This window comes from Bacteroides sp. A1C1, from assembly GCF_004328515.1.
Classification (GTDB): domain Bacteria; phylum Bacteroidota; class Bacteroidia; order Bacteroidales; family Bacteroidaceae; genus Bacteroides; species Bacteroides uniformis.
The window spans coordinates 3922571-3946217 of sequence record NZ_CP036491.1 but is presented as its reverse complement, the minus strand read 5'-3'; the positions used below and the strand labels follow the sequence as shown (position 1 = coordinate 3946217).

At 46.3% G+C, this 23647-nt stretch carries 22 protein-coding genes; 7 read left to right on the top strand and 15 right to left on the bottom strand.

The window, feature by feature from the left end:
• Positions 1–67 precede the first annotated feature (67 nt).
• From EYA81_RS16340 to EYA81_RS16325, 4 genes are all read left to right on the top strand, one after another.
• Complete coding sequence (locus EYA81_RS16340; protein WP_117951901.1) at positions 68–892, top strand: ABC transporter ATP-binding protein; 825 nt, start codon at positions 68–70, stop codon at positions 890–892.
• Complete coding sequence (locus EYA81_RS16335; protein WP_131226083.1) at positions 889–1683, top strand: hypothetical protein; 795 nt, start codon at positions 889–891, stop codon at positions 1681–1683. Before EYA81_RS16340 ends, EYA81_RS16335 begins: the two co-directional genes overlap by 4 nt.
• A gap of 3 nt (positions 1684–1686) precedes the next feature.
• The gene (locus EYA81_RS16330; protein ID WP_009036896.1) at positions 1687–2055 is read left to right on the top strand and encodes a GntR family transcriptional regulator; all 369 of its coding nucleotides are present in this window, start codon (positions 1687–1689) and stop codon (positions 2053–2055) included.
• Positions 2056–2285: 230 nt separating this feature from the next.
• Positions 2286–4616, top strand: coding sequence for a TonB-dependent receptor (locus EYA81_RS16325; protein ID WP_131226081.1), 2331 nt, complete (start codon positions 2286–2288; stop codon positions 4614–4616).
• A 111-nt stretch (positions 4617–4727) separates the two neighbouring features.
• Here EYA81_RS16325 and EYA81_RS16320 read toward each other — a convergent pair whose 3' ends face one another.
• The 4 genes from EYA81_RS16320 to EYA81_RS16305 all read right to left on the bottom strand — a co-directional run bounded on the left by EYA81_RS16320 (position 4728) and on the right by EYA81_RS16305 (position 8665).
• Positions 4728–5291, bottom strand: a complete 564-nt coding sequence (locus tag EYA81_RS16320; protein WP_117951893.1) for a nitroreductase — start codon at positions 5289–5291, stop codon at positions 4728–4730.
• A gap of 60 nt (positions 5292–5351) precedes the next feature.
• The gene (locus EYA81_RS16315; RefSeq protein WP_117951890.1) at positions 5352–6476 is read right to left on the bottom strand and encodes an HpaII family restriction endonuclease; all 1125 of its coding nucleotides are present in this window, start codon (positions 6474–6476) and stop codon (positions 5352–5354) included.
• A 158-nt stretch (positions 6477–6634) separates the two neighbouring features.
• Positions 6635–7231: a YigZ family protein gene (locus EYA81_RS16310; protein ID WP_005837654.1), complete on the bottom strand. Its 597-nt coding sequence runs from the start codon at positions 7229–7231 to the stop codon at positions 6635–6637.
• 702 nt (positions 7232–7933) lie between these two features.
• Complete coding sequence (locus EYA81_RS16305) at positions 7934–8665, bottom strand: hypothetical protein (RefSeq protein ID WP_074668557.1); 732 nt, start codon at positions 8663–8665, stop codon at positions 7934–7936.
• Positions 8666–9115: 450 nt separating this feature from the next.
• On the opposite strand from EYA81_RS16305, the gene EYA81_RS16300 reads away from it, so the two are divergent.
• Complete coding sequence (locus EYA81_RS16300; protein ID WP_117951949.1) at positions 9116–10273, top strand: glycerate kinase; 1158 nt, start codon at positions 9116–9118, stop codon at positions 10271–10273.
• Here the strand turns inward: EYA81_RS16300 and EYA81_RS16295 are convergent.
• The 5 genes from EYA81_RS16295 to EYA81_RS16275 all read right to left on the bottom strand — a co-directional run bounded on the left by EYA81_RS16295 (position 10270) and on the right by EYA81_RS16275 (position 13408).
• Positions 10270–11610: an MATE family efflux transporter gene (locus EYA81_RS16295; protein WP_131226079.1), complete on the bottom strand. Its 1341-nt coding sequence runs from the start codon at positions 11608–11610 to the stop codon at positions 10270–10272. The two genes, EYA81_RS16300 and EYA81_RS16295, sit on opposite strands and share 4 nt — an antisense overlap.
• Positions 11611–11719: 109 nt before the next feature.
• Positions 11720–11902: a hypothetical protein gene (locus tag EYA81_RS16290; protein ID WP_005828120.1), complete on the bottom strand. Its 183-nt coding sequence runs from the start codon at positions 11900–11902 to the stop codon at positions 11720–11722.
• A 64-nt stretch (positions 11903–11966) separates the two neighbouring features.
• Entirely contained in the window at positions 11967–12368 is a 402-nt protein-coding gene (locus EYA81_RS16285) for an FKBP-type peptidyl-prolyl cis-trans isomerase (RefSeq protein ID WP_117951886.1), read from the bottom strand.
• An 18-nt stretch (positions 12369–12386) separates the two neighbouring features.
• A complete protein-coding gene (locus EYA81_RS16280) occupies positions 12387–12962 on the bottom strand; it encodes a flavodoxin family protein (protein ID WP_005828115.1) in 576 nt (191 codons plus the stop codon).
• Positions 12963–13012: 50 nt separating this feature from the next.
• Positions 13013–13408 (bottom strand): DUF6249 domain-containing protein, encoded by a 396-nt coding sequence (locus EYA81_RS16275; RefSeq protein WP_016273511.1) that lies wholly within the window; start codon positions 13406–13408, stop codon positions 13013–13015.
• A 143-nt stretch (positions 13409–13551) separates the two neighbouring features.
• Here EYA81_RS16275 and EYA81_RS16270 point away from each other — a divergent pair, with 143 nt between their 5' ends.
• Complete coding sequence (locus tag EYA81_RS16270) at positions 13552–14100, top strand: RNA polymerase sigma factor (protein ID WP_057097949.1); 549 nt, start codon at positions 13552–13554, stop codon at positions 14098–14100.
• Positions 14097–14486, top strand: coding sequence for a hypothetical protein (locus EYA81_RS16265; RefSeq protein ID WP_016273509.1), 390 nt, complete (start codon positions 14097–14099; stop codon positions 14484–14486). Before EYA81_RS16270 ends, EYA81_RS16265 begins: the two co-directional genes overlap by 4 nt.
• 60 nt (positions 14487–14546) lie before the next feature.
• Here EYA81_RS16265 and EYA81_RS16260 read toward each other — a convergent pair whose 3' ends face one another.
• The 6 genes from EYA81_RS16260 to EYA81_RS16235 form a co-directional block, all read right to left on the bottom strand.
• Positions 14547–15794 carry a DUF1015 domain-containing protein gene (locus tag EYA81_RS16260; RefSeq protein WP_117951883.1) on the bottom strand — a complete coding sequence of 416 codons (1248 nt, stop codon included), beginning with the start codon at positions 15792–15794 and terminating at the stop codon, positions 14547–14549.
• Positions 15795–15897: 103 nt separating this feature from the next.
• Entirely contained in the window at positions 15898–16818 is a 921-nt protein-coding gene (locus EYA81_RS16255; RefSeq protein ID WP_005828107.1) for an NAD(P)-dependent oxidoreductase, read from the bottom strand.
• Positions 16819–16928: 110 nt separating this feature from the next.
• A complete protein-coding gene (gene serC / locus EYA81_RS16250; protein WP_005828105.1) occupies positions 16929–17996 on the bottom strand; it encodes a 3-phosphoserine/phosphohydroxythreonine transaminase in 1068 nt (355 codons plus the stop codon).
• Between the two features lie 274 nt (positions 17997–18270).
• Positions 18271–19608 (bottom strand): DEAD/DEAH box helicase, encoded by a 1338-nt coding sequence (locus EYA81_RS16245; RefSeq protein WP_117951880.1) that lies wholly within the window; start codon positions 19606–19608, stop codon positions 18271–18273.
• A gap of 147 nt (positions 19609–19755) precedes the next feature.
• Positions 19756–21045, bottom strand: a complete 1290-nt coding sequence (locus EYA81_RS16240; RefSeq protein ID WP_005828102.1) for a DNA/RNA non-specific endonuclease — start codon at positions 21043–21045, stop codon at positions 19756–19758.
• Between the two features lie 97 nt (positions 21046–21142).
• Positions 21143–23635, bottom strand: coding sequence for a choice-of-anchor J domain-containing protein (locus EYA81_RS16235; RefSeq protein ID WP_227186897.1), 2493 nt, complete (start codon positions 23633–23635; stop codon positions 21143–21145).
• Positions 23636–23647 lie beyond the last annotated feature (12 nt).

Here is a 23647-nt window from a genome sequence, read left to right as displayed (position 1 = left end):
CCTTGCTTTTCTCCATAACTTACCCTACGTTTGCAGTGTTGTACATCAGTACAACACTAATAAAACTATGATAACGATAGAGAATACGAGCTACGGTTACAAGTCCAATCCTTTTATTTTCAACAATATATCTTTGAAAATAGGAAATGGTATATATGGACTTCTGGGGGAAAACGGCGCAGGCAAAACAACGCTGATGCATCTCATCTGCGGACTACTCTTCCCCAAAAACGGAAAGTGCAGTATAGACGGAAGAAACACGGCGGAGAGACAGTCCGGGGCGCTAAACCGTTACTTCTTCCTGCCCGAAGAGATGCAGATGCCAACCGAGAGTATCGTCAGCTTCGCTGCACGCCATTCCGTATTCTATCCACATTTCAATCAAGAAGAATTCGAGCTGAACCTGGAAGAATTGAAAATCGACCGGAAACAAAAACTCTCTTCCATCTCCTACGGACAACAGAAGAAGGCAATGCTGGCATACGCCTTTGCCCTGCATACTCCATACACCCTACTCGACGAACCGACAAACGGGCTGGACATCACCTCTCGCCAAGCCTTGAAGCGTATCATCAGCCGCAGCATGGACGATGAAAGCACGCTACTCATCTCCACCCATCAGGCACACGACTTCGAGAACCTGCTGGACCACCTCATCATCCTTGGCAAAGGCGAAATATTACTGAACCGTTCGCTGGACGAAATCAGTAACCGGCTTCTCTTTGCCCGGACAGACATTCTGCCGGAAGAAAGAATTTACAGCGAAGAGAATCTATCGGGTTATTTCTCCATCATTCCCAACGAGGACGGAGAGGAGAACACACCGGACATCGAGCTGCTGTATAAAGCGGTGCTGCAACAACCGGAAAAGATAAAGAGCATGTTTCAATGAAAATCCATCATACAAACAGAACTATGAACGCAACTTTTAATCTGAAACGCTTCCTGCTACTGGAACAATATAAAAGGAATGAGACCGGCAGACACCTACTTTGGTCAGCAGCCGTCGTATCGTTCATCTGCATCCTGTGCATTCTCTACAACATAAACCGCGGTGGAAGTTACTACGGCAAACATACCTCTGCCACCGAATTCTCCCGCTACATACTATGGTTTATCCTCATGGCCCCCTGCCTGCTGGAAACAAATTTCAGCAAACGCAGCTCCACTCTCGATATACTGCTGCCGACATCGGCATTCGAGAAGTTCCTGCATATCTGGATAAAATACCTGCTGCTGCTTCCCCTATTCTGCAGTCTGCTGATAGCCTGCCTCAAAGGTCTGCTGTCCTTAAGCGGCAGCGAGTTCCTGCAGTATTTTGCAACGCACATCACGATGTTCCGGATACACAACACCCAGATACTGACCTATGTAATCCTGCATGCTTCCGCCTTCATCGGCTACTTCGCCTTCAGTCGGCAAGTCCTGCTGAAAAGTTTCACCATCTTTGTAGGCTCCATTGCCGTCTGCATAGGAATTGTAACTTTTGTGGCCTCCCTCATGCCCGAAGCCAGAGCGGACGGATACTGGATGGATAACATTGCCACATGGCCCCACACCAACTATCCGTTGTCGGCCGGTGCACAAGCCATCGTGACTTTCTGCAATTATGCGGCTCCCATCAGTGTGTTGCTCGGTTCATGGGTATCGAGCTACTTCCTGCTCAAAGAAAAACAACTGTAGCCTATGGACTTCAAGACCAACAAGCCGATATACCAGCAGATTGTAGACTTCTGTTTCAGCAAGATTCTCACCCGCGAATGGCGGGCGGAAGAGCGGGTGGTATCCGTGAGGGAGCTCTCCACACAACTGGCAGTGAACTCGCGCACCGTGCTGAAGGCCTATGAATACCTCCAGACGGAGGACATCATCTACCCGGAACGGGGAATGGGGTTCTACCTCTCCAAAGATGCGGTGAAGAAAGTGATGCGAATACAGAAGAAAGAGTTTTTTGACAACCAGCTTGCCGACATGTTCCGCAGCATGGAGCTACTCGGCATCAGTATAGAAGAAATAACAGAACGATATAACAAACTTAAAAAAGACGGTTCATGAAGAGATACGCAAAGACTGCATTATGGATTACCTTCGGACTCCTCTTCGGACTTACGATTGTCAAAGTTTCGACACTGATGTACGAGATTTATTCCTTCATGCATTCCTAACTTTCATCGGACAGACGAGGAAAGTATAAACAACTGATATACAAGCTTCAGCATCTTCCCTTAGCGGGAAGAGTGACTTTTACATCCCTATCCAACAGTAACAGACTAATACAAACGATTATGAAAACCAAACTTTTTTTACTATTGCTTGCCCTCTCCGTACTCCGTACGCAGGCACAGAGCCTCTCCAACAAAGGACGCGTCACGGACGCCTCGCAAGAAGCAGTTATAGCCGCCAATGTGTCATTATGGACCATAGACTCTACTTTGGTGACCGGAGTAACCTCGGATGCACAAGGCAAGTTCGCCCTCCATAAAATCAAGGCAGGCGATTACCGCCTTTCCATCTCCTTCATCGGCCTCCAAAGTGAAAACATACTGCTGAAACTGAATAAAAGCCTCGACCTGGGCGATGTACAGTTGCAGGAAGATGCCGTGAGCCTCGGTGAAGTGACGGTATCCGCTAGCAATGTGCTGCAGCGGGTAGACCGGCAAATCATCCTGCCTTCCGAAAGCCAGCTCAAACGCTCATTCGGTGCCTACGACCTGCTGAACAATCTCGGCATTGCCCGTCTGCAAGTGGACAATCTGAGCAACAGCATGAGCGTCAGCGGTGGTGGGGCCGTACAAACCCGTATCAACGGCATTAAAGTGACAGACAAGGAGATAGCGGCCGTCAGAGCCAAAGACGTACTGCGTGTGGAGTTCATCGAAGACCCCGGCAAGCAGTACGGAGACGATGAACTGGGCGCCGTAGTCAACATTATCCTGCGCCGCCGCGAAACGGGCGGTGTTGTGAACTTCCAACTCTCCGATTCGCCCCACACCCTATGGGGAGAGAATTTCCTGAGCGCGAAGTTCAATTACAAGAACTCCGAATGGGGCATCGACTACTTCAACAAGAACGGCAAGTATCACAGCCGCCTCGAATCCCACGAAACCTTCTATCTGGGCGACCGCACCATCGACCGCATCAAGGAAGGCATCGAAGACGAGTCGCCCTCTCTGAGCTTCATCAACAACCTGAATCTGACGTACAATCTGACGAAAGCGGACAAATATGTATTCAATGCCATCTTCCGTAACAACCTCAGCAATGCCCCCTACCAGAATGAACTGAACAAGATGTGGGCAGTGGGCAGCACGGAGTCCATCTATTCGTACGTCAACAACCACACATCCAGCTACTCTCCGGCACTCGACCTTTACTTCCAGCATACCCTGCCCCATCAGCAGAGCATCCAGATGAATGTGACGGGAACGCTCATCCATACCAAGAACAACCGGAAATACAAGGAGTACAAGGACGAGAACGCACCGCTGGCAGACATCCAGACATTAGTGGACGGCGACAAACGCTCCGTCATCGGCGAAGCCATTTATGAAAAGAACTTCAAGGAGGTGAAGCTGAGCGGCGGTGCCCGCCACTATCAGATGCGGACGGAGAATGAGTATAAAGGTTCCCATCCCACCACTTCGAAGATGGACCAGTCGCAGACATCCGCTTTCTTCGAGGTGCAAGGCAAGGTAAAGGACTTCAGCTATGCGGGCAGCGTAGGCATGACACGTGCCTGGTTCAAGGAGAGTGAGGAAGACCATGCTTACTATACCTTCACGCCCACCGTGCGGTTGAGCTATAATCTGAAGAAGGCGGGATTCCTGCGCTACCGATTCAACATCAGTCCTGCCATACCGTCACTCGGTTCGCTGACGGATGTGGAGCAGGCGATGGATACGATACAGATAGTCCGCGGCAACCCGTTGCTGAAAACGTATCAACAGTTCACGAACTCCTTGTCTTACAGCTATTCGAAGAAACAGTTCAACGCCAATCTGAGTGTGCGCCACCAGTATTATGACAATCCCATCATGGAAAGCATCTTCGTGGAGGACGGCAAACTGATACTGAAAGATGAAAACCAGCGGTCGTTCCAAAGCCTGAATGCGGAACTGATGGTCGGCATTAACGGCGCTACGCTGTTCGGGCTGAAGGATTTCCTGACGCTTTATGCTTCGGGAGGATATACGCGCAGTTGGTCGGAAGGCCTGAACTATAGCCATATGTACGATGAATTCTATTACAGCGTGATGGCGCAAGTGCAATATAAAGACTTCTCGCTGCTCGGGCAGTTCCGGAAAGTGCAGAACAATTTCTTCGGCGAAACCATCAAGAAGAACGAAAACCAGACGGCATTCATGGCAATGTACACCCGACGTAACCTTCAAGCAGGAATCGGTATTATGTTTCCTTTCACCAATAACTATAAGGTGGGAAAAGAAAGAATCAGTGAAGTGGCTCCTTTCCGTTCCGAAACATTCGTCAGGGAGACGGGACAGATGGTCGTACTGCGCATGGGCTATACATTCGAGTTCGGACGCAAGCACAAGGCAGGCAACAAGGGGCTGAACAACAGTGATACGGACAGCGGCATCATTAATATGCAGCGATAACCCATTTCCTCTATGAAGAGGAAGCCCAACGGAGAGTGACGGAATTATACGTTATTTTGCTTCATGTATGATTAATTACCTAACCGCCACCTCTCCTGCGGGTATCTCTGTTTAGCGGATGATGGTCACCGTACCTTCCTTCACCTTTTTCTCCTTCACCGGAGCATCGGCGGGAGCATATCCCAGGGCTGCGCAGCCATATACCTTATGGCTCTCGGGTACACCCAGCTTTGTCAAGAAAGCGCGGACATCGGGGTCGTCGCAGGTCTGCCCCAACTGGTTAATCCAGCAGGAACCGATGCCGAGGGACTTGGCTGCAAGGAAAATGTTCTCCAAGGCGCAGGCACAATCCATACCGGCCCACCACTTGTCCGGCTCATTGGAGACAATGACCAACGTGGGGGCATGATAGTAGCAACAATAAGTCTGGCTGTGTCCACGCTCCCGTGTATGGAGGTCGTCATTCTTGGCAAAGACACCTTTGATTTTATCGTTCAGCTCTTCCAGCACCTCCTTATTCTGGATGGCGGTAAAGTGCCACGTCTCCAAATGCATACCACTGGGAGCATAGGTAGCCGCCTCAAGGATAAGGTTCAAATCTTCTGCGGAAACTTGCTGTTCCGTATAGGCACGGACGCTGCGGCGTGCCTTGATGGTTTGTAATGTCTCGTTCATTTATTTATTTGAGAATTGATAGTTGATAATGCACATCAGTACGTGTTCAGTGGGGCTGTTTCACCGTTTCACCAGCCCAATCTTTACATTCAGCTTGAAGTACCAGACGCCGTTCTCGCGCTCCAAGAAGCCGTATTTATCTTTCTCTACGGCACCTTTCTCCAAACGCGTGTTCTGATAAAGGAAGTCTGCAAAGACTTGCGGACGGGATTTGTGGTAGCAGAGTATCTGCCCGTTGCCGTCCGTCAGGAAGATACCTTCGACGGCAGAGTCCGTACCGTTATAAATTTTGGCAGGACGCATGCCGAGGGCAAGCGCCAGCAAGAACTGCTTCATCTTGAACTCGTAGAAGCGGTGCTTGTTTATCAACTCGTCCTTTATCTTCAACGGATTCATCTCCTTGATGCGCTCCGTCAATTCGCTGATGCGGGTGATACCGTCCAAGTGCATCAAGCGCACCATCTCGGCAAGCATGCGAGGGAAGTGGAGGTCTATCATCAGCAAGTTGCAACGGAACACGCGGTCGGCAACGTCGGCATACTTCAGCACGCCACCCAGTCGCTCAATCATCATCATGCGTTCTGCCACTTCCGTAGGAGATTCCGGCAGGGCATTCACCTTGTTCACCGTGGGCACGGCAAACTTGACACCGCTTTGCTCCAGCTTCAGATTTGCCGTACGTCCTCCGTCCAGCAACGGATTCATCGGGGCGAGACGACAACGGACATTGAAGCCCGTCAGAGGTGCTTCGGGATGCCAGAAGGCAACGGAGAAGTCGGTACGGTCCTCCGTCTTTGCTTCCAGGTCGAAGATATTGACAGCATCCAGGAAAGCTTCCAAGCCTTCAGTCACTTCCACTTCCTCGCCCGAAACGTTCTTCAACAGATGCAGAACCAACTCTGCCGCATCACCAAAGTCTTCGCGGGGGAAACGCAGTTCCTCCTTCTCGCCCGGAACAAACGAACCGTCCTTCCCGGTAGTTCCGCTGACAATGCGCACTTCCTGCTCTTCGATATAGTAACGGCGCGTACCGTCATGCTCTTCCCTCTGTATCAAGGCAACGGGCCAGCGCAGGGTTTCGTCTTTTTCAGCTTTCGGTGTGCCCGGTGACACGGCTCCATCCGCCAGCAGGCGAAAGAAGGTGTAGAGCTCGCCCAGTTCTCTTTTTGTTGCACTAAATGCCATAAACTTTCTTTTGTTTAAAGGGGGGGAGTCAGCCTTTCATAAGAAGTGGTACCGTTTCCGCAAAGAAAACAGTCTGTTCCTCATAGGAAAACAACTTGTTCCGTTAAAGGAAACGAACAACTTCCCTATTAAAAGGGGCTCTTATCCCATTTGTTGTATTATTCAAACCTCAATGTTTCTACTTTCTCCAACCGTGCCCGCAACTTCGGCATCATGGACTGACGGATGCGGAGCGTCATACGGCAGTCCATATCATACGACTGTTCCAGAATTTCCGGCTCCTCCTCCTTCACCACCCGCATCACATCGTTCATGAAAGGATATTCGAAAAGGAAGGTAACCGTCTCATCCACGGTCTTTTCAATAACGGTGGCGGCAGCAATGGCTTCGGCGGCGGCGGCTTTATAGGCTACAATCAGTCCGCTCGTACCCAATTTGATGCCTCCGAAATAACGCACTACGATAATCAATATATCCGTCAGTTCGTTGGAATTGATTTGTCCCAGAATCGGCTTGCCTGCCGTACCCGATGGTTCGCCGTTGTCGTTGGCACGGAAGTCCTTCCGCTCATGGCCCAACATGTAGGCATAGCACACGTGGCGGGCGTCGTAATATTTCTTCTGGTAAGTTTCCAGATGCGCCTTCACCTCCTCTACTGTACGCACCGGCAGGGCAATAGCAATGAACTTGCTGCGCTTTTCAGTGTAAATGCCCTCAGAAGGGGCAACGATGGTTTTATACGTATCTTCGCTCATGCTGCAAAGATAATGCAAAATCAAAAGTGGTAGAAATAAGAAAAGAGATTTTTACGCTGTTATGTCCTTACACCAGTGAATTAGTCATGCACAAAAAAGCCTATGTCTTCGGTAAAAAAGCAAAAGAACAGACAAGTGATAAAAATATTCAAATTGCGAAGTTCACTTGGACTACTAAAATCATTACATGTACGTAGTTCGTCATGTAGCTCTGACAACTTCTCCGCAACTTTTAATCTGCCGGACTTCATCCATTGGAACAAAAAACTCTACTCCATCAAGAAGATAAAAAAGAGTGAAATATCAATAAATATGTGCCAACAGATTCTCATATTTTTCTTGCTCACGCATATCATATGTCAATTCCGATTCACCAGTACTTACAGCAATAATTTTGAGAGTAGCTTTAGTAACTTGCAAGCCACACTTAATTTCCTCCAATATAGTTGTCATAGAAGTGGACATTACTTCCTTATAACCAAACAATCCTTTGATGAAAGCCTTTTGTAAGAGACTAGAACACTTTCGCCATCACAATAACACATATGTCAACATCACTTTTTCCAAATGCTTTTAGAATGTACAAACACTTTGGATGTTGACTGACGTTCTTTGAAAATTCTCTGTAAAACCTCTATCTCTTGGTTATTCAAATTTTATTTTAGCCAAATGTCATTTACAAACTTAGGTAAAATTCTATCATTATCTAATCCTTACAACACTCTTTTTTACATCAATATCATGATCATCTTGAAAAATTTTATAGAGCAAAGCATCAACTATAGCTCTTTCACCTTCTCCTGCTTTAGGTCCTAAAACAACTTGCATTTTTTTCATAGCTTCCCATTTTAACGGTATATAAAAAGATTCTCTTTCAAGAGGTCTATCTATAATAGCTCCTTTTTCATTAACAGACATTCCCCTTATTATGAAACGTGCCTCTTTTTGAAAATCCCAATACTTCTTTTTATGAATCCCTATTTCATTAGTATGAAGCAAAATGTCACCGTTCTTACAAGAAACAGCATATTCTTTATAACATTTAACAGCATCATTATCATCTTTTAAATCATACTTTACATTACAAGGTTCTGTATTATTCATATCACTACTTACTGCTAAATGTCCATCACGATAGAATCTTTCTTTAAGAAAAGAAGTTTTATCATTAATTTTATATACAACAAACATATCCTTGTCAAGCCCGATTCTCACTCCTTTCAAGTCTGTATACATTTTCCATAGAGCAATATTCTCTACTTTATCCTCTGTCCAACACGAAACAAACGAAGATGAATTCAATTTCATGTCGCTATCCCCATAGCCAAACAAACTCTCATCCGGATCATCTACTAAATCCAAGCGATTAAACTTAATAGACTTTGTTGTCAAAATCAACGCAAATGTTGCTAATGATGTATAATGATATAGCATAAATTATTATTTTTATAAACCTATCGACCATTAAACTAATATTACTCACTTTTGAGACAATTCATATGAAAATATACCTATCGAAAACCTTCATAAAAGTATATCTACCGCAAAAATAGATATTTTTCAGTGAAACTATATTATTTTCTACTATTACTCGCTCTTCTTTTTAAGAATTTTACGCACCAAAGAATATAAGTATCGATAGTTTATTTTATCTAACTTTTTTTCCTACGAAAATAGACATGACAAAAACGTCAAATTATCCTCTCTAACATTTAACAAAGGACTTCCAAATCATCTGAAGAAAGTTTCAAACTATTTGAACTAAACATTGTAAGTATTGAAAATAAGCTTTATTTTCGCACTTAAAACAGATATCCGCAACCTAAGAACATGTATCTGCAGGCTGGATCGATCCTCCAGAAAATAGACTACCAGTTATTTAAAATGAAGCCTCAAAAGATAGTGATTGCCATCGATTCCTTCAAAGGATGTCTCACCTCGGCAGAAGCCGGAGAAGCTGCCGCCCAAGGGGTACATGCCGCATGTCCCGAATGCCGGACCATCGTGCTCCCCGTGGCCGACGGTGGAGAAGGCATGCTCGACGTCCTGCTTGCAGCCAGTAACGGAAAACGTATCACCGTCCGTGCCCACGACCCGTTGATGCAACCGTGCGATGCCAGTTACGGCATCTCCGGAGACGGCAATACCGCATTCATAGAGATGGCCGCCATCAGCGGACTGCCTCTGGTTCCTGCCGACAAAAGGAATCCGATGAAAACCACCACCTTCGGAACGGGCGAACTGATACGCGATGCCCTGGAACGGGGATGCCTCCGTTTCATCATCGGACTTGGAGGGAGCGCCACGAACGATGCCGGTCTGGGAATGCTGCAAGCATTGGGATTCCGTTTCTTCGATAAAGAAGGACACGAAGTGGGAAGCATGAAAAAAGGCATCGCCCTATGCGGTGCCCTTCTATCGGCAATCAGCTCCATTGACAGCTCTTCCGCCCATCCCGCACTGAAAAAGACATGTTTCACGGCGGCGTGTGATGTACGCAATCCTTTCTTCGGTCCCAATGGAGCAGCCCACATATTCGCTCCCCAAAAAGGAGCAGACGCAGATATGGTAAAGGAACTGGATGTTGCTATGCAGCATCTTTCAGACGTCATATTTCACACTACTGGCAAAGACGTATCCTTGCATCCCGGTGCCGGTGCGGCAGGCGGCATGGGCGGCAGTCTCCACGCATTTTTGGATGCACAGTTGAAACCCGGCATAGAGCTTTTTTTGGAAACTCTGGATTTTGCAGAAAAGATTAAGGATGCCGACCTCATCATCACTGGAGAAGGGAAATCGGACCGGCAGACTCTTATGGGGAAAGTGCCTTCGGGCATCTTGCAGGAAGCAAGAAGGCAACATATTCCCGTCATCCTGCTGGCAGGAGCGATAGAGGATGCCGGGATACTGAATGCCGCCGGATTCCGGGGCGTATTCTCCATTACCCCCTCTCCCGTCTCTTTGGAGCAGGCCATGCAGCCTAAATTTGCTCAAGAAAATATCCGAAGGACAGTGGAGCAAATTTGCCGGATTTTCTTTTAACTCCCTCTAACTCCTTTAACATACCGATAGCACCAGATACCGACCACGTCGGCAATCAGCCAGCCGATGGGGATGGACCACCAGATACCCGTCACCCCAATCTCAGGTATCGAAGCAAGCCAGTAAGAAAGAACTACACGGGTGCCCAGCGACAGCACGGTCAGCACAACAGACATGCCCGGCATACGGATGGCCCGATAGTATCCGTACAGCAAAAACAAGATGCCGATAGCACAGTAGAAAGCACCTTCGATGCGTAGGTACGCCACTCCCACCGCAATAATCTCCGTTTCGTCCGGACGGACAAAGATAAGCATCAACGGTTTGGCAAAGATGAAAACCAATACGGACACAAGGAGCGAAAAAACAACAGCCGTGACAAATGCACTGCGAACACCCCGGTGGATACGGTCGTAACGTCCGGCCCCGAAGTTCTGTGCAATAAAGGTGGAAAAGGCATTCCCAAATTCCTGCACGGGCATATAGGCGAAAGAGTCAATCTTCACAGCTGCCGCAAAAGCTGCCATTACCGCTGTTCCAAAGCTGTTGACAAGTCCCTGTATCATCAGGATTCCCAGATTCATCACCGACTGTTGGACGCAAGTCAGTGTAGAGAAGGAAGCTATTTCCTTTAAGCAAGTACGGTCAAAACACATATCTTCATGATGCCATCGCAGTTCCGGACGCCTTCTGTAAGTATAAATGATGATGCCCAGAGCAGCTACTCCTTGAGCGAGGACAGTGGCCGCAGCCGCACCCTGAATCCCCCAATCCAGTTGTAGGATAAAAAACAAGTCGAGCGCTATATTCAGAACGACAGAAACTGCCAAAAACCAAAGCGGAGTGACAGAATCCCCTATTGCACGCAGCAGAGATGCGTAGAAGTTATAGATAAAGGTGAAAACTATACCGCAGAAGATTATCCACAAGTAGCTGCGCATCATGCCGTATATGTCTTGCGGGACCTGCAACAGCCGGAGAATAGGGTCGAGCCAGATAAAAACGGCTACATTCAGTATCAATGTCACGATACCTATCAGTACAAACGAACTGAATATGCTACGACGCAGTGCTACATGGTTTCCGGCACCATAATGTAAAGAGAACACAGTGCCACTGCCCATCGCCAGTCCCAGCAAAACGGATATAAGGAAAACCATCAATGTGTATGCCGAACCGACCGCCGCCAACGCCCCTGCACCAATGCATTGGCCTACAATGAGCGTATCTGCAATGTTGTAGCATTGCTGCAAAAAAGACCCTACCATCATGGGTAGGGTAAAATGTAATAAAGTACCGGTTATGCCTCCTTGAGTGAGGTCTCCTTTCCGTAGCATCCTGCTTTTGTTTTTAAGAGTTTCATTTCCGGGTACAAAGATACAAAACCCTCCAACAAATCATCTGGACTCGACGAAGAAAGAGGCATGTAATAAAAAAAGCAGAGGGTTAACCTCTGCTCTCCATACTGTTTTTGTCAGGATTCAGAATCTTTACGACCTGACGAACATCTCTCTTGTCTGCATTACCGTAAAGGCCAATCTGTTGTCCGGGTACTGTTCCCTTTTCATGTTCTGCCTGGGACAATGCTACTTTCGGGTCAATATGCCCTGCTTTCTTATCTATATTCATACCTATTGAGTTTTTCTAAATTCTTATATGAGAACAAGATAAAAAAGCAAATTGTTCAGCAGTGTCACGAGATATTTAGTAATTCCACTTCAAATATCAGTGTGGAATACGCCGGAATGGGTCCACTGGTACGTGTACCGTATCCCATGGTGTAAGGGATATATACAGTCCAACGACTTCCGGGATGCATTCGTAGCAAGGCAATCTGCCAGCCCTCAATCACTTCATTCAGACGAAAAGCCTCCGGACAATTCCGTTTCCACGAATTATCGAACTCACGCCCATTAATAAGCGTGCCTTTATAATGCACAGATACTACACTGTTGAGACGTGGTGTCGGACCGTCTCTGCCTTCCTCCAATACCCGATAAAGTATGCCGCAAGGCAATTCCTTGATTCCTTCTGCCGTACGCAACTGCTCCAGAAACTGTTCGTTTTGCAATTTATATTCTTCTTTTCTACTCATATTGACTTTTTCAATACTTTACAATAATTTGTGCACTGCTTTCTTGCAGTTCCGCATATCCTTTTCCGTCAGCTCAGGATGCTTCTTAGTACCTCCCCTCTCAATGGTTTTCACAATCTTGAAACCACTCCATTTCAGAATCTCCCTGAAAGCTTTCACCACACCGTGCGTCTGATTATAGAGAATATTGAAAGGATAAGGGGTAGTACAAGTGCTTACCACAATCGCTTTCTTGCCCTTATGAAGCGGAAGGGGCATTCCCCAGGAGTTCTCCCCCATCATACCGTAAACCATACGGTCGAAAAGCACTTTCACTTCTCCCGGCATGTTTCCCCAATAGCAAGGGGCACCGATTATCACTGCATCGGCTTCTTTCATAGACTGCAACACTCTCTGTGCCCCATCCTCGGGCAGACAACACTTCAATGAACTGCGACACTTCATGCAACCGATGCAGGGATGTACCTGCAACTGTGGAACGTCTATATAAACTGTTCCAACTCCGCAGCCTTCAAGTTCCTGCTTCATCAGCTCCAACATTTTCGACATGTTGCCATGACGACGAGGACTACCGTTAAGAATCAATACCTTCATTGCATACTCTTAATTTTTCAGCAAAGGTCGGCATTTTCTACATAATAACCTTACTTCTTGTTCAGTTTTAGTTCTGTAATAAAAGCCACTATCAGTCCGATTCCACCAACACCCAGCACACAAGCCCCATAAATAAGGGAAACAGTCTCCCTATACATCCAGTCTCTGTCCGCAGTAAAGTAATTGGGAATCGTCGCATAGCAGATAAGATAACCCAGCAATAACCCAAGTCCCATACCAGCCAACAGACATCCTATTTTCAGGGCAGAGAACGAAAAGCTACTTCCACGTAATTTAGGCGTATCCATCTGAGGGAGTAGTCCCCGCTCGTCCATCTTCTCAATCAGCATGATTCTTTCCTTCTTACAAACAAACAGCTCAAACAATTTGTAAACTCCTAAAGTAATGATTGTCATCACCGCAGGCACCATAATAAAATCCATCATATTCGTTTCAATTTAAATTAGTAATTTCGTTTCTTTGTACCCTTTAGACGCGGCAGTTTACATGAGGTTACACTTTTCCGGAAAAATATTTTTTCTTCCGAAAATCTGTAACCAACCAAACAAACTTGCGTCTAACAGACAAAATGAAAGACGACGAGAGACATATCATCCAGCGCATCTTGAGGGGAGAGACTGCTCTTTACGAGCATTTTCTCAACACATACGGCCAGCAGGTATTCATCCTGGTGGCCCGTATCGTCTCCAACCAGGAAGATGCCGAAGAACTGACCCAAGATGTCTTCCTGAAAGCCTTCCAGCATCTCTCGTCTTTCAAGGGCACCAGTTCTTTTTCGACGTGGATTTATTCGATTGCATATAATACGGCCATCTCGAATGCACGGAAAAAGAAATTTGATACCTTTGTCATGGATGATACACTGCTTGCCAACATATCCGATACACAAGTAGATGAAGCCTTAAATGATGAAGGGGAAGAGCAAATTGCCAAATTGAACAGAGCCATGGAGCAACTCGATTCCGAGGAACAGGCACTGATAAGCCTGTTCTATTATGAAGAAAAAACATTGAATGAGGTCGCTCTCATCCTGGGACTGACGGAAAGCAACGCAAAAGTGAAGCTACACCGTATACGTAAAAAGATTTATGTGTTGATGAAACAAGAAAAAGTATGAACGAAGAACTAAAAGATAGAGGATTGAAAAAGGCGGTAAGAGAACAGACTACTTTCCGCCTGCCGTCCAATTTTACCTACCGCACCATGCAGAAGGTAGAAGAAGCCATACGTCTGCGCGAGAAGAAATCAGAAAGAAGAATTCTGCTTGCAACTATTGCCGCTGCTATCTTCTTGATAGGTGTCAGTGGGACAGGATTGGTTCTGTACTTCGGAGACAGCATCCGGGAAGCCTTTACGCCCACCACCCTCCCACAGTCAGAAAGTATCCAGATTCCTTGCTTTTATCTCCTACTGATTCTGACCATTCCGCTTTTCATCCTGTTTGACCGGTGGATGAGAAAACTGTATTTCAAACATCACACTCCTAAGCTTCCAGAGTTCTGAACGAAAAACGGGGATGTCTTTTAGTGGAAGACATCCCCGTTTCAGTTTATATCAATTCATTTAGTCCAGTTTATGAATCACCAGTCCCGAACGCAACTTCGGCTCAAACCAAGTTGTCTTGGGAGGCATGATGTTGCCCGTATCGGCGATGTCCATCAGCTGCTTCATGGAAACGGGATAGAGGGCCAATGCCACTTTCATCTCACCACTGTCCACCCGCTTCTTCAACTCTCCCAGACCACGGATGCCGCCTACAAAGTCAATACGCTTGTCGGAACGGAGGTCTTTGATGCCGAGCACTTCATCCAGTATCAGATTGGAGGAGATGGTTACATCCAGTACTCCAATGGGGTCGTTATCATTATAAGTACCCGGTTTGGCAGTAAGGCTGTACCACTTTCCGTTCAAATAGAGGGAGAAGTTATGCAGTTCGGACGGCTTATAGATGTCCTCACCTTTCTCCTCCACGATGAAATTCTTGCCCACAGCAGCCAGAAACTCTTCGGGAGTCATGCCGTTCAAGTCCTTCACCACCCGGTTATAGTCAATAATAGTCAACTGGTTGGCAGGGAAGCACACAGCCATGAAATAGTTGTACTCTTCGTCACCACGGTGATTGGGGTTTTGCTTGGCCTTCTCCGCACCCACCAAAGCGGCAGCGGCGCTGCGATGATGCCCATCGGCAATGTAGAGGGCGGGCATTTGGGCAAACTCTTGGGTAATGGCATCAATGTCCTCCTGCTTGTCTATAATCCAGAAGGTATGGCCGAAACCGTCACCCGGAGCGATAAAGTCGTATACCGGTTTCCCCGCTGTATAACGGGAAATGACGGCATCCAGTGCAACGTTATCGGGATAGGCAAAGAATACGGGCTCAATGTTGGCATTGTTCACGCGGACATGCTTCATACGGTCCTCCTCTTTATCACGACGAGTCAACTCGTGCTTCTTGATAACGCCGTTCATATAATCGGGAACATAGGCACCGACAACAAGACCGTACTGTGTCTTGCCATTCATGGTCTGGGCATAGACGTAATAGTTTTCTTTATCGTCCTGCACCAGCCAGCCTTTCTCCTGGAACATACGGAAGTTCTCTGCAGCTTTCTGATAAACACGTTCGTCATGCTCATCCGTACCGACGGGAAAATCTATTTCCGGCTTGATAATATGATATAGGGATTTTTCATTACCTTCCGCTTCTATGCGGGCTTCCTCTGAATTGAGTACATCATACGGGCGGGAAGCTACTTGTTCTACTAAGTCTTGGGGAGGACGGACTCCTTTGAAAGGTTTAATGATTGCCATGGTAATTAGATGTTTTAATGGAATACTTAGGCGCAGATTACACGGAACTGTACGGAAAATAAAAACTCCGTGAAATCCGCGTAATCCGCGCCTACTAAAAATATTACTTGTTTACGCGGAACTTCTCGCAACCGTCTTTCAGGAAGCCTACAATCTGCTTGGCAGCGGCAATACCTGCGTTGATATTGGCTTCGGCAGTCTGGGCACCCATCTTTTTCGGTGTAGAGAAATAACGTCCGGCAAACTTGGCTGCAAATGTTTCATTGGCAGCAGGCATAATGTCGGTCATGTATTTCAAGTCGGTACGCTCTTCCATCAGCTGGATAAGCTCGGCTTCATTGATGACTTCCTTACGGGCTGTGTTCACCAGCAGTCCACCTTTCGGCATCTTGTTCACCAATGCATAATTGATGGAATTCTTCGTTTCGGCAGTTGCAGGAATATGCAGGGAAACGACATCGCAAGTAGAGTAAAGCTCTTCGGCAGAACCCACAGCCTTCACTCCATCCTTCTCGATTACTTCTTTCGGGCAGAAAGCGTCGAACGCATAAATCTCCATACCGAAGCCTTTGGCAATACGGGCTACGTTGCGCCCCACGTTACCATAAGCGTGGATACCCAGTTTCTTGCCCATCAGTTCAGTACCGGAAGTACCGTTATACATATTACGGACAGCCATCACCATCAAGCCGAAAGCCAACTCGGCCACAGCATTGGAGTTCTGTCCCGGAGTATTCATTACACATACATTGTGGGCAGTAGCTGCTTCCAGGTCCACATTGTCATAACCGGCACCGGCACGCACCACAATCTTCAGTTCCTTGGCGGCATCCAGCACTTCAGCATCAATGATGTCACTGCGGATAATGATAGCGTTTGCATCTTTCACAGCCTCCAGCAGCTTGGCTTTTTCACCATATTTCTCCAGCAGCACGAGTTCGTAACCTGCTGCTTCTATTTCTTTACGGATACCGTCTACTGCCACTTTGGCAAACGGTTTGTCTGTTGCAACTAATACTTTCATAATTTCATGATATTAAAAAGACTCACCACAGATGACACAGATTATCACAGAGTTTAATCATAAAAACAATCTGTGCAAATCTGCGTAATCTGTGGTGAAAAACAATATTATTAATGAAGTTTCTCAAATTCCTGCATGCAGTCAATCAAAGCCTGCACGCTTTCCTTCGGCATGGCATTATAGCAGGATGCACGGAATCCACCTACAGAACGGTGTCCCTTGATACCTACCATACCTCTTTCGGTAGCGAACTTCAGGAAGTCAGCTTCCAATTCCTTGTATTCGGGAGCCATCACAAAGCAGATGTTCATGCGTGAACGGTCTTCTTTGGCAGCCGTACCCACAAACATTTTGTTACGGTCAATTTCAGCATACAGCATATCGGCCTTTTCGATGGCACGGCGTTCCATTTCCTTCACGCCACCCTCTGCCTTAATCCAGCGCAATGTCTGCAGGGCTGCATAGATGGGGACAACGGGAGGAGTATTGAACATAGAGCCGCTATCCACATGCGTCTGATAGTTCAGCATGGTCGGGATATAGCGGGATACCTTACCCAGCGCGTCATTCTTCACGATGACGAATGTAACACCGGAAGGAGCCAGATTCTTCTGCGCACCACCATAGATACAGATATATTTGGATACGTCGATGGGACGGGAGAAAATATCAGAAGACATATCGGCCACCATCGGAACGTTTACGTCCAAATCCTCTTTCAGTTCCGTACCGTAGATTGTATTGTTGGTAGTGATGTGGAAATAGTCTGCATCAGCAGGCACTGTATAGTCCTTCGGAATATAAGTATAAGTAGATTCAGCGGAAGAAGCGACTTCAACTACTTCACCGAATGCCTTAGCTTCTTTCATGGCTTTTTTGGCCCATACACCCGTATTCAGGTAAGCAGCTTTCTTTTCAAGGAAGTTGAAGGGTACCATGCAGAATTCCAAACTGGCACCACCGCCCAAGAACAGTACCGAATATCCTTCGGGGATATTGAGCAATTCTTTGAATAATGCCACAGCTTCGTCCACAACGGGTTGGAAGTCTTTGGCACGGTGGCTGATTTCCATCAGTGAGAGGCCTGAGCCATTGAAATCAAGAATAGCCTGTGCCGTATTCTCAATCACCTCACGAGGAAGGATAGAAGGTCCTGCATTGAAATTATGCTTTTTCATTTGAAGTTTGTTTTGGTTATACAATTTCGTTCATTAATGTCTTTCGACTTTGCGAAATTACGGAAATATTTCTTCAAAACAAACCTTTCCTGATGAAATTCTATTTTTAAGCCGTATTTAGCTTACTTTTTAATGGTTTATACAAGATATATGCACCATTTTGTTATCTTTACTTATCAAGGATAATACTTTTAGAGAAACTAAAAGCAAGGCGGTTTCATTACTTCATATTCAAAAGAATAAGCGCAAATAAAATGAATATTTATAAGATAAATCATTTTGCTTCCTCGATAACAGTTTTCATTCCCTTGATTTTTTCACCGCGTACCAGCGTCAACAATTGTTTCATTTTACTGCGGCGCACGGCTACAAAGGCATAGTGTTCCTTTACATCCACCTGCCCGACATCTTCACGCGCCATTCCTCCTTTTTTATACAAGAAGCCGACAATATCTATCTTGTTCAACTTATCCTTTTTCCCTTTACCTATATATAAGGTAGCCCATCGGGGCTTGGCCGGTTTGGGAAGCGTCTCCGGAAACTCGTACGTTTCGATGTCTTCAGAAATGTACTCGGGTACCCGCTCCTCGGCATGCAGAACAAGATATGCATTTCCCGATGCCTCCCAACGGGCGGTACGTCCATTACGGTGTGTATAGGCTTCCTCGTTTACGGGAGGATGGTAATGCACCACATTCTCAATACCCGGAATATCCAGTCCGCGGGCGGCAAGGTCTGTAGATATCAGTACGGCGCAACTGCCATTGCGGAACTTGTAAAGCGCACGTTCGCGGTCGGGCTGCTCCATACCGCCATGGAACATGTCGCAAGGGAACTTCCTGGCTTGCAGGTACCCGGCAACACGCTCCACGCTTTCACGATAATTGCAGAATACCAAAGTGGAATGATAGCCGAGGGTACAAAGCAGGTTATAGAGGGTTTCCAGTTTGTCCTTCTCCGGAGAAACGACCTTATGCAGCCGCAGACGCGGAGCAAGGGCTTCCGGAGCAAGAAAATCAAGCTTCATGAGCCGGGAGCCGGAAGACGGGGAATCACCTCCTACTCCGGCAAATTGCGGTATTTCCTCTGCATCGGTGGCCGAGAGAAGCACACGCTTTTTCAGTGAGGGAAGCTGCCCGATAACCTCTGCCATCTCGTCATGGAAACCGAACTCAAGACACTTGTCGAATTCATCTATCACCAGAGTGACGACAGTGGCGGCATTGAAATTCTCTTTCCTCAAATGGTCGCTCATACGTCCCGGAGTACCGATAATGACGGCGGGATGAATGCCTTTCATTGTCCGGTGTTCTTCCATAGCAGGGCGTCCGCCATAGCAGCTCATAGCCTTGAAAGGAGTTCCCATAGACTTGAACACAGTTTCTATCTGCAAAGCCAATTCGCGTGAAGGTACTAGTACAAGAGCCTGCACACCTTGTATATCCGCTTTCAAGGTCTGTACCAGCGGAAGGAGAAAAGCCAGTGTCTTACCCGAACCGGTAGGCGAAAGAAGCACTAAATCTTGGGCTGATTGATAGGCTTCCTTAGCAGCCTCCTGCATCGGAGTAAGTTCTTGTATCTTCAAATTATGAAGTATATCCGAAAGTTCCATGAATATCTCTTTTTTTAATCAATATGCAAAGATACGGATAAGAAGTCAGTTTCCATCAAAACGAAAACAGCTTTTAAGAAAGCTACCTAAATCATGACATGCCCGTCATACTAAAAGGGGAGACTCTCCTTATAGTTTCTGAAGCTTTTACCAAGCCCAATCGTCAGCACTATAAGTAGCTTCTACAGTCTTCTCTATCTCATTAGGCAGGTTACAGAAGAAGTCGATACCAGTTTCGTACTCCAAATTTTTAATAGAAACGGCATAAACCATAAATTCATCTTTTCCAGGTTTTTCTGGCAATAATTCAGAATGAGGGACTAAAAAAGCGATAGTATGATAAACCCCTGCCTTCTCGCTCAACAGAGCCATGTAATAATAGCTGGGACAAATGAGTCCGCCAAGTGTCAGCCCGTCGGCATTGGTGGTGGGATAAAGCCCGTCATTGGCTTTCTTCACACCTGTGAAATTGGTAAGCAAACGGTCAGTAGTACCACCTTTCACGACATAAAGTTTGTCGTATGTGCCATTGATGGTGGAACGTCCCCAAGTCTGCACCTGCTTCTCAAGAGCCGCCCAATACTTTTGATTGAAACTCCCTATCTGTGGCGAGATATTACTGTAGTAGAAGGTCTGCTTATTGGCACTTTTACTGTACACACGGTCTTCGCTGGCACAAAGATGCCCCTTGTCGTACCCATCGCTCTTATGCATGGATTCAGTCACCTCCACGCTGTTGTCAATATTGGGGTCGTCTTGATTCCACTCGTTGGCACGCTTCACGTTGTCTTGCGCAGTAATCGGGTCGAAACTGAATGCCACCCAAGCCGAATGCTTCTTGGAAGCGATGTATTCCAAAGAGAAATTGAGTACCTGCCCGGCACCTTCCTCATCAGACACGCCTGCATAGTATTCAATATATTGATTGGTTGCATTGAGAGCTGGGATTTCAAGATTGTCTGCTTTATTGTTATCAGCAATATTGGCATTTTTCACATCTATATCCTCAGAAGCCACATACTCTATGCCCACTTCATTACCGTGAATATAGGCCACGCGGAGCTTGCCCATCTGATAATGATTGTAGCGGTTGAAACGCACCCAATAGCACGTAGAGGGTTTCACCTCAACGCTTTCGCTGAAAGCATCGGCAGACGGAACAACAGTAAGCCCTTCCAGCGACTCACTATTAACAGGAGCAAATGCGTAATTACGCCCGGTAAAAGCTTTGGACTGGATATAGAAAGGGGTGCCGATAGCCTTGGGCTTATACACGTTGAAACCATTGTCGCTCGACTCATAGCCCTTCATCACGTAAGTATCCGAACCCTGCTCGGTAGGTATTATCTCGGGAATGAGCGAAGCCTCTGAAGAATCATCACATCCAGCCAGCCAAATTCCGACCAGCAAAAGAAATAAGTAAGACAGTTTTTTCATCTATGTTTCTAAATTTGATTTTACGATACTAAGAATGCAAATGTGGTAATGGACAGTAAAGTCCATTACCACATTGTCTATTGCACAACCTCAGGAATTATTCCTTCACCACAAAGTTACTCATGTAGAATGTAGGAGCAAATCCAGGATCAGTATTACTTGCATAACGGAATGCCACATATACTTTCTTGCCCACATAGTCAGCCATGGAAGTACGCATTTCGATCTCTTTAGAGCTTGTAGGCCACTCGAACGACAACGGATCACTCCAAGCCGCTCCCTGCAATGCTGCAATCTTCTCTTCCTCAGTAGCAGTAGAAGCCGCAGGGATATAATTTTCGGACACATGTACAGACACTGCGTTCTCAATTTTGCCTCCATACAAATAGTCTGCCGAAGCAGTGAATACCATCTGTGGGGCAATAGCTTCGGTAAGATCTACCTCACCGGTTACAAGCCATGCCTCCGTATCGCGGTTACGCTGATAATAACCGCTTGCCTTGATACGGGTATAACCTGCACCTGCACTCCATACATAATTCATGCCATCAAGCTTCACATTCACAATCTGGGCATCGTTATGAAGTTCACCAGCAAAGTCATTGCTATAATACTCTTTTGCTTCCATCCATTTGCCGTCAGTCTTCAGGAATGCCATTTCAGCAGTTTCCGTTTCGGTATTCTTCTTCACCCATGCAGTGCCATCGAAGCCATATTCATCGGCCATCACATCATACTCCTTATTTCCGAAATAAACTACTGCCTTGACATCCCCGCTCTGTGCGTAAGGGAATGCATTCTTCAGATAAACGGGCAATACGGCATCAGCATCGCTCAAATAGTCCGAACCGGTAGAAACATAATCGGCAGGTTGCATCACACGGATACCGATACTTGCGCTTTCTTCGTAGGCAGTCCAAGCCGAACCGTCATACTGGTAGAGAGCAGAAGCATTTGGCTTCACGTCTGATGCACGGGTAACGGCACGAGCAGGCATTTCAGCTTCTGATTCAGGAATCTCCTTATAAATATCCACACCCTCATAATACCCTGATACGGTACTTGTAAGTGACATATTCTTAAACTCTACAGTAGGCGCACACTCTGTAGTACTCTTATAACGGAAAGCAATGGCTATCTTCTTGCCCTCGTAAGCACTCAGGTCAATATCACCGGAATTTACATAATTCCAATTCTTGCCTTCCGGCCATTGAGGTACATTCAGAGTCTTCCATTCAGCAGTAGCCACATCATCCACATAATCTTCCGAAGCCAGCAATTCAATAAAATCAGCACGATTGTTACCATTCAAGAAATTAATGGCAATATCTACCTTAAGAAGAGGAGCCTTCGCTTTTGCTAAATCTATAATAGGAGAAACCACCCATGCTTCCGATTCAAAATCGCTATCTCCTACATGAGCACTACCCTTCCAACCATATTTACCATCCACCTTCCATACATTAGTTAACGTGCCGGTAAGTTTCACATTTTGAGTAGTGAAACCGCCCTCGTTTCCATTGAACGACTCATTCATATAAATGCCCAACGTAGCATTCGGATAAGAACCGTATGAATAAGAGTTTCCTTTTTCATAGAAATTCAGCTTGATGATTTTGTCCTTTTCCACATTTTTTACATCAAATGCCTTACGGTCATAGTTGTAAGCAAAGCTCCAATCCCCACCCTCGGGTATGGAAGTACCGATGTTGAAACTGTTAAACGTACCACTCTGATAGATGAACTTGCCATCCGGACGTTGCATAGTGAAACCTTTTTCCGTAGGAGTAAGTGTCATGATATGATTGGACACATCGCTGGTGATGAAACCATCCGCAATCTCTACCGGTTCACCCTCCATATAACCATACGTCTTATCCGGGTCTTTGAACTGACCGAAAGGAATCCAAGTATTGTCCTTCGTCGGAGCCACAATGACATAATTACCTCCTTCGGCATCAATAGAAGTTACTTTCTGGTATACCATTTTCACTGCACCGCCGCCTGTACTGGGCTCGGTCTCCGACCAAGCGTAATTCACTTGGCACACATCTCCCGTCTTCGGGTTCTTGATACCTTCCTTCAACAAAGCAGGAAGCTTCTTCAACGTAGAAGGGGTGAGATATTTCACTACCATGCTTTCCCCCCATACTGTAGCGTAATTGTCAGAAGTAAGATCGAAAGTCTGAGCTTCGTTTATCTTCGAGAGATATTCAGGTTGCTCCTTGCCGATATTGTACTGCACCAGCACCTTGGAACCATCTGACAGATATGCGTAGAGCGAATCGACAAATGCAGGCAGATAATCTTCAGGAGCTACCATATCAGTAAACATCTTGGTTTTACCCAGCTGGTTCAATGCCGTAAGATAAGTCTGCCCCTCGGGATCCTTGGCAAGAGCTATCCCTTGGTTCTTCGGCATAGAAGCTATTTTGCCATAATGGGCATCAGCCAATACGAGGGTATCGGTACTGACATCCGTGATGGTTTCTTTTTCATCAAATCCGGGGAAATTATCCTCGTTATAATCGCAGGCCCCAAGTGCAAACAGCGAAGCCAATGCGGTTCCTAATAATATATGTTTTTTCATAAATATGTTCGC